This is a genomic window from Clostridium sp. MB05, assembly GCF_046581255.1.
Taxonomy (GTDB): domain Bacteria; phylum Bacillota; class Clostridia; order Clostridiales; family Clostridiaceae; genus Clostridium.
In genome coordinates this window covers 580,910-587,500 of sequence record NZ_CP174370.1, presented here as the reverse complement: position 1 = coordinate 587,500, position 6,591 = coordinate 580,910, and the positions used below count along the sequence as shown (strand labels likewise).

At 30.1% G+C, this 6,591-nt stretch carries 5 protein-coding genes, 3 tRNA genes and 1 other annotated feature (1 of these 9 running past the window's edge); of the genes, 1 reads left to right on the top strand and 7 read right to left on the bottom strand.

Annotation, left to right across the window (positions count from 1 at the left end):
* On the top strand, positions 1-668 hold the 3' portion of the coding sequence (locus tag ACH36K_RS02885) for a DUF5050 domain-containing protein (RefSeq protein ID WP_411169491.1). 334 nt of this gene lie to the left of the window's left edge; the window shows 668 of its 1,002 coding nt (coding positions 335-1,002); the start codon falls outside the window, past its left edge; its stop codon occupies positions 666-668.
* A gap of 29 nt (positions 669-697) precedes the next feature.
* Here the strand turns inward: ACH36K_RS02885 and murD are convergent, their stop codons facing one another.
* The 7 genes from murD to greA all read right to left on the bottom strand — a co-directional run bounded on the left by murD (position 698) and on the right by greA (position 6,481).
* Entirely contained in the window at positions 698-2,077 is a 1,380-nt protein-coding gene (murD, locus tag ACH36K_RS02880) for a UDP-N-acetylmuramoyl-L-alanine--D-glutamate ligase (protein WP_411169490.1), read from the bottom strand.
* 272 nt (positions 2,078-2,349) lie between these two features.
* The gene (locus tag ACH36K_RS02875; RefSeq protein ID WP_411169489.1) at positions 2,350-3,741 is read right to left on the bottom strand and encodes a glycine--tRNA ligase; all 1,392 of its coding nucleotides are present in this window, start codon (positions 3,739-3,741) and stop codon (positions 2,350-2,352) included.
* Positions 3,742-3,784: 43 nt separating this feature from the next.
* Positions 3,785-3,951: a binding site (T-box leader), on the bottom strand.
* A gap of 102 nt (positions 3,952-4,053) precedes the next feature.
* Positions 4,054-4,128 (bottom strand) — tRNA-Asn (locus ACH36K_RS02870).
* A 31-nt stretch (positions 4,129-4,159) separates the two neighbouring features.
* A tRNA-Asn gene (locus tag ACH36K_RS02865) sits at positions 4,160-4,234 on the bottom strand.
* Positions 4,235-4,265: 31 nt separating this feature from the next.
* Positions 4,266-4,340 (bottom strand) — tRNA-Asn (locus ACH36K_RS02860).
* Positions 4,341-4,478: 138 nt separating this feature from the next.
* On the bottom strand, positions 4,479-5,984 hold the full coding sequence (gene lysS / locus ACH36K_RS02855; RefSeq protein ID WP_411169488.1) for a lysine--tRNA ligase: 1,506 nt from the start codon (positions 5,982-5,984) through the stop codon (positions 4,479-4,481).
* A gap of 14 nt (positions 5,985-5,998) precedes the next feature.
* On the bottom strand, positions 5,999-6,481 hold the full coding sequence (greA, locus tag ACH36K_RS02850) for a transcription elongation factor GreA (protein ID WP_411169487.1): 483 nt from the start codon (positions 6,479-6,481) through the stop codon (positions 5,999-6,001).
* Positions 6,482-6,591 lie beyond the last annotated feature (110 nt).

Below are 6,591 nucleotides of genomic sequence, written 5' to 3'. Positions count from 1 at the left end.
CTACATTATATTTTTCATCAACATCTAAGGATCACGGGCTTTATAAATTAGATTATGAAAAAAAGGATATAGTAAAAATTAATAATGATTCACCTAAAGGAATAGTCTACCAAAACGGAAAGTTATATTATATTGATTTAAATACTAATAATATGTACTCATATGATATTAAATCTAAGTCTAAAACTATCTTATCAAACAATAAAGCAGGAAATTTTATTTTAAATAGTAATAATATATTTTATAAAAATTTAGATGATAACTCTAAATTATATTGTTTAGTAATAGATAATAATAATGGTAAAGATAATAATTTAAAATTAACCGATATGCCTGTAGATAGTTTTATAACTTATAATAACGAAATATTATTTATAAATACCTCTGATAATAATTCTCTATATTCTTTAAATCTTTCAAATAAAGAAATAAAGAAAGTTTTAAATATTAATGCTAGTAACTTGAAACAACTAGAGAATAAAATTTATTTTATTAATAATGATGACCCAAATTCAATCTATACTATTACACAAGCTACACAAAACGATAAATTTGAATATAATAAATTATTTTCAGATTTCACAAATGAATATTTTCCTACTGAAAAAGGAATTTTTATAGAACCAGCATCGAATTTACAAGAAATAAAAATTCTTTATTCAACCTAAAAAATAAAAGGCTATACAGCCTTTTATTTTTATTTTAGTTGATTTACAATTTCTTTAAACCTATTTCCTCTTACTTCAAAGTTAGCAAACATATCAAAAGATGCACATGCAGGTGAAAGTGTCACAACATCTCCATTATTAGATAAATCTTTTGCTTTAAGTACAGCTTCCTCTAATGAGTTTACTATTGTTATAGGAATTTCAATTCCTTTTTCTTTTTTAAGCTTTTCAAAAGACTCTTTTATTTTATCCTTGGTTACTCCTAATAATATTAATTCCTTTATATAAGGATACCCTTCTTCTGCTAAAGGCTCAAAGGGAATATGTTTATCATACCCTCCAGCTATTAAAATAACTTTCTTTTCAAAAGCAAATAATCCAGCTAAAGTTCTTGTTGGGCTTGAAGCTATAGAATCATTATAATATTTAACTCCATCTAGTTCTCTAACAAACTCGCATCTATGTTCAACTCCACCAAAGGTTTCAGCAACTTTTTTCATAACATCTATGGATACATCATCTTTCGTTGCTAAAAAAGCAGCTAAATAGTTTTCTATATTGTGAATACCCCTAATTACTATATTATCCTTTTTACATACTTCTTCGTTATTTAAATATAGTATACTATCTTTAAAATATGTGCCATTTTCAACTTCTCTCTTAGAACTAAACTCTCTAACCTCTCCCCTAGCCTCAGATGTGAAACTATGAGTTATTTCATTTTCTTTATTTAAAACTAAAACTCCACTTTTTTCTTGATACAAGAATATATTTTTCTTTGCATCTATATATTCTTGCATATCTAAATGCATATCAAGGTGATTAGGTGCTAAATTAGTTACTACAGCAACATCTATAGGTGTATTCATAGTCATAAGTTGAAAACTAGATAACTCTAAAACAACTTTATCATCTTCTTTTATTTCTTCTATGTTAGAAAATAAAGGTGTACCTATGTTTCCTCCAACCCAAGTTTTATACCCTGCTTCTTTTAGAAGCCTAGATATAATTGTCGTTGTTGTTGTTTTACCATCACTTCCTGTTATGCCATATACTTTTCCTTTGCAATATCTAACGAACTCTTCCATTTCTGATGTTATATATGCACCTTCGTTTTTTACTTTTAGCAAAGCATCACAATCTATTCTCATTGATGGAGTCTTAAATACAACATCGAACCCTGATAATTTATCTAAGTATCCTTCACCTAGTTCTAAAGCAACAGATAATTCATTAAACTCTTTTGCTATATCAACTAATTCTTCTCTATTTTTTTTATCAAATGCAGTTACTTTTGCTCCAAGCTTAACCAAAAATCTTATAAGTGGTATATTGCTCACTCCAATACCAACAACAGCAACATTTTTGTCTTTTATAAACTCTTTGAATTCACTAAATTGTTTTTTCATAGCTTTCCTCCAAAACCATATATAAGATATTATATGAAACTCCTCTTACTACGTTCGAATGAGTAAGTTCACCTTGCCAAATATAAAATTTGTAGGCGTTTTATGTAACTCCTTCTCACATGCGTTCGAATGAGTAAGTTCGCCTTTCCAAATGTGAAATTTGGAGGCTCACTTATCTTTAAGTCTGTCCCAATTCTTTCTAATTATAACATTTAAGATATCCAAACTCAAAAAAGAGAGGAGAATTTTATTATACACTCCTCTCTTTTAAATTAAAACTCTAAACTTTTTTCTATATAAGATTCTAAATCTGCAATCTTTACTCTTTCTTGTTCCATAGTGTCTCTATTTCTAATAGTAACAGCTTCATCTTCTAGAGTATCAAAATCTATTGTTATACAGAATGGAGTTCCTATTTCATCTTGTCTTCTATATCTCTTTCCTATGCTTCCCGCTTCATCGTATTCTATGTTAAACTTCTTGCTTAAATCCGCATATACATCTAAAGCTTTTTCAGAAAGCTTCTTTGAAAGTGGTAATATAGCAGCTTTATATGGAGCTAAAGACGGATGTAAGTGCATAACTGTTCTAGTATCTCCACCTTCTAATTCTTCTTCATCATATGCATCTACTAAGAAAGCTAATGCAACTCTATCAGCACCTAAAGACGGTTCAATAACATAAGGAACATATTTTTCATTAGTTGTTGGATCTAAATAGCTCATATCTTGACCTGAATGGTCTTGATGCTTTGTTAAGTCATAATCTGTTCTGTCAGCTATTCCCCATAACTCACCCCAACCAAATGGGAATAAATATTCTATATCTGATGTTGCATTTGAATAAAATGATAATTCTTCTTCTCCATGATCTCTCATTCTTAAACTATCTTGCTGAACTCCTAAATTTAATAAGAAGTTCCAACAGTAATCTTTCCAATATTTAAACCATTCTAAATCTGTTCCTGGCTTACAGAAAAACTCTAATTCCATTTGTTCAAACTCTCTTGTTCTAAATGTAAAGTTTCCTGGAGTTATTTCATTTCTAAAAGATTTCCCTATTTGAGCTATACCAAAAGGAACTTTCTTTCTTGAAGTTCTTTGAACTGATTTAAAGTTTACAAATATACCTTGAGCTGTTTCTGGTCTTAAATATATTGTACTAGCAGAATCATCTGTTATTCCTTGGAATGTTTTAAACATTAAATTAAACTTTCTTATATCTGTATAATTTAATTTTCCACATTTAGGACATACTATATTATTTTTTTCAATATAATCTTTTAATTGCTCATTACTCCATCCATCTGCACTAGCAACTTCTGCTCCATTTTCAGTCATATGATCTTCAACTATTTTATCTGCTCTAAATCTAGCTTTACATTCTTTACAATCCATTAACGGATCTGAAAATCCACCAACATGTCCTGATGCAACCCACACTTCTGGATTCATTAATATAGCACAATCTACTCCTACATTATAAGGACTTTCTTGAACAAATTTCTTCCACCAAGCTTTTTTAACATTATTTTTAAACTCAACACCTAATGGACCATAATCCCAAGAGTTTGCTAATCCTCCGTATATTTCTGATCCTGGAAATACAAAGCCTCTACTTTTACAAAGAGCAACAATCTTTTCCATAGTTTTTTCTACCGCCATTTTAATACCTCCAATTTTTTATAAATAAAAAAGGCCTCAAACCTAAAGGGACGAAATTTAAATTCCGCGGTTCCACCCTTCTTGGCTTTAGCCCAACTTTCCATATTAATACTCAAAAGCGCCCTTCAACTTAAATTAATAACAATTTTCACCAACCATTGTCTCTCTAAAAGAAATACTAAGTCTACTCCTCTTTCTCATAGTATTTATTAAATTATATATTAATTTTACCAAAAGACTTATATATGTCAAGTAAAAAAGAGTTTTATAACAATAGATAATTTATCTACTCTTATAAAACTCTTTTAAAAATGGCTCCGTGGAGAGGATTCGAACCTCCAACCTATCGGTTAACAGCCGAGTGCTCCACCATTGAGCTACCACGGAATATTTTTATAAATTAATTTTAAAATTAAAATGGCTCCGTGGAGAGGATTCGAACCTCCAACCTATCGGTTAACAGCCGAGTGCTCCACCATTGAGCTACCACGGAATATTCCTATAAATTAATTTTAAAATTAAAATGGCTCCGCGAAGAGGATTCGAACCTCCAACCTATCGGTTAACAGCCGAGTGCTCCACCATTGAGCTATCGCGGAATATTAGTTACATTAGTTATTATAACAATTTTTATTAATAATGCAAGTGTTTTTTTATACTTTTTAAAATTTTATTATTTATACACTATATAATTTAGTTAGATAAGGGAATAGGAATCCCATTCCCTTATAAAAAATCTATTTTTGTGGTTTCATTGTTGGGAACATTATAACGTCTCTTATTGATGCAGAATCAGTTAGGAACATTATCATTCTATCAATACCTATTCCTAGTCCCCCTGTTGGTGGCATACCGGTTTCTAAAGCACTCATGAATTCTTCATCTATCATGTATGCTTCATCATCACCTAGTTCTCTTTCTTTTTCTTGTTGGTTAAATCTTTCTCTTTGAACTATAGGATCATTTAATTCTGAATAAGCATTACATACTTCTCTTCCAAATACAAACCCTTCAAATCTTTCTGTAAATTCAGCATTTCCTCTCTTTTTCTTAGTTAAAGGAGAAATTTCTACTGGGTAATCACAAATAAATGTCGGTTGAATCATATGTTGTTCTGCATATTCTTCAAATAACATATTTAATACTTCACCCTTAGTTACATGCTTAAGATCTTTCTTAAATTCTAAGTGTTTTTCCTTAGCTATAGCTTGAGCTTCTTCATTTGTTTTTATTTCATTAAAGTCAACTCCTGCATGTTCTTTAACAGCATCAACCATAGTTATTCTATTCCAAGGAGGCATAAAGTCTATTTCTGTTCCTTGATAATTAACCTTTGTTGTTCCATTTACCTTTTCACATACATAAGCAATCATATTTTCTGTTATTTCCATCATATCATTGTAATCAGCAAATGCTTCATATAATTCTATCATTGTAAATTCTGGATTATGTCTTACTGACATACCTTCATTTCTGAAGGTTCTTCCCATATCATATACCTTTTCTAAACCAGCAACTATACATCTTTTTAAATATAATTCTGGTGCTATTCTTAAATACATATCTATATCTAAAGTATTGTGATGAGTTATGAATGGTCTAGCTGATGCTCCTCCTGCAATTGGTGCAAGCATTGGAGTTTCAACCTCTATAAATCCTCTATTATCTAAGAATTCTCTTATTCCTTTTACAATTCCAGCTCTCTTAATAAAGTTAGTTTTTACTTCTGGGTTAGAAATCATATCGACTTCTCTTTGTCTATATCTTAAATCTGGATCTTTTAATCCATGCCATTTTTCTGGTAACGGTTTTAATGATTTACATATTAACTCAAAACTTTTAACCTTGATTGATACTTCTCCAGTTTTAGTTTTAAATACTTCTCCTGTAGCAACAACCCAATCTCCTAAATCATAAGTTTTATATGATTTTAAAGCTTCTTCTCCTACTTCATCTATTTTTATAAACAATTGAATTTTCCCGTCTCTATCTTGTACATCTGAGAATACAACTTTACCTTGCCCTCTTTTGGACATAATTCTTCCAGCTACTGTAACTACAGTTCCCTCTAAATTTTCAAAATCATTTTTAACAGCCTCTGACATATGTGTTTTTTCAACTTTGTATACGTCAAATGGATCTTTTCCTTGATTTTGTAGCTCTACTAACTTCTCTCTTCTTAATGCTTCTTGCTCACTAAACTGAGATTCTAACTCTTGTATATTCATTTCCTCAGTTGACATTAAATATCCCTCCGTTACTCTCTTCTTATTCCTAGTATTTCGAATTTATTCACTCCATTAGGTACTGATACTTCAACTATTTCTCCAACCTTTTTACCTAGTAAAGCTGCTCCTACTGGTGATTCATTTGATATTTTAAAGTTCATAGGATCTGCTTCTGCTGAACCTACAATAAAATACTCAACTTCTTCATCAAATTCATAATCCTTAACCTTAACAATTGTTCCTACTGAAACTTTGTCTGTTGGAATTTCTGATTCGTCAACAACACTGGCATTTTTCAACATATTTTCTAATTGAATAATTCTACCTTCTGTAAACGCTTGTTCATTTTTAGCTTCATCATACTCTGAGTTTTCGCTTAAATCCCCATATCCTAATGCAACTTTTATTTTTTCAGTTATTTCTTTTCTTTTAACAGTCTTTAAGAATTCTAATTCATCTTCTAGCTTTTTAACACCTTCGTATGTCATTACGAATTTTTTTGTTTCACTCATGATTTTCTCCCCTTCAAAATTACTACTTTATTTAAATACCTAACACTAGGTCTGATATTCTCCAAATCATTTTAAACATTATAAATCAGCAAGTATTATCTGTCAACTCA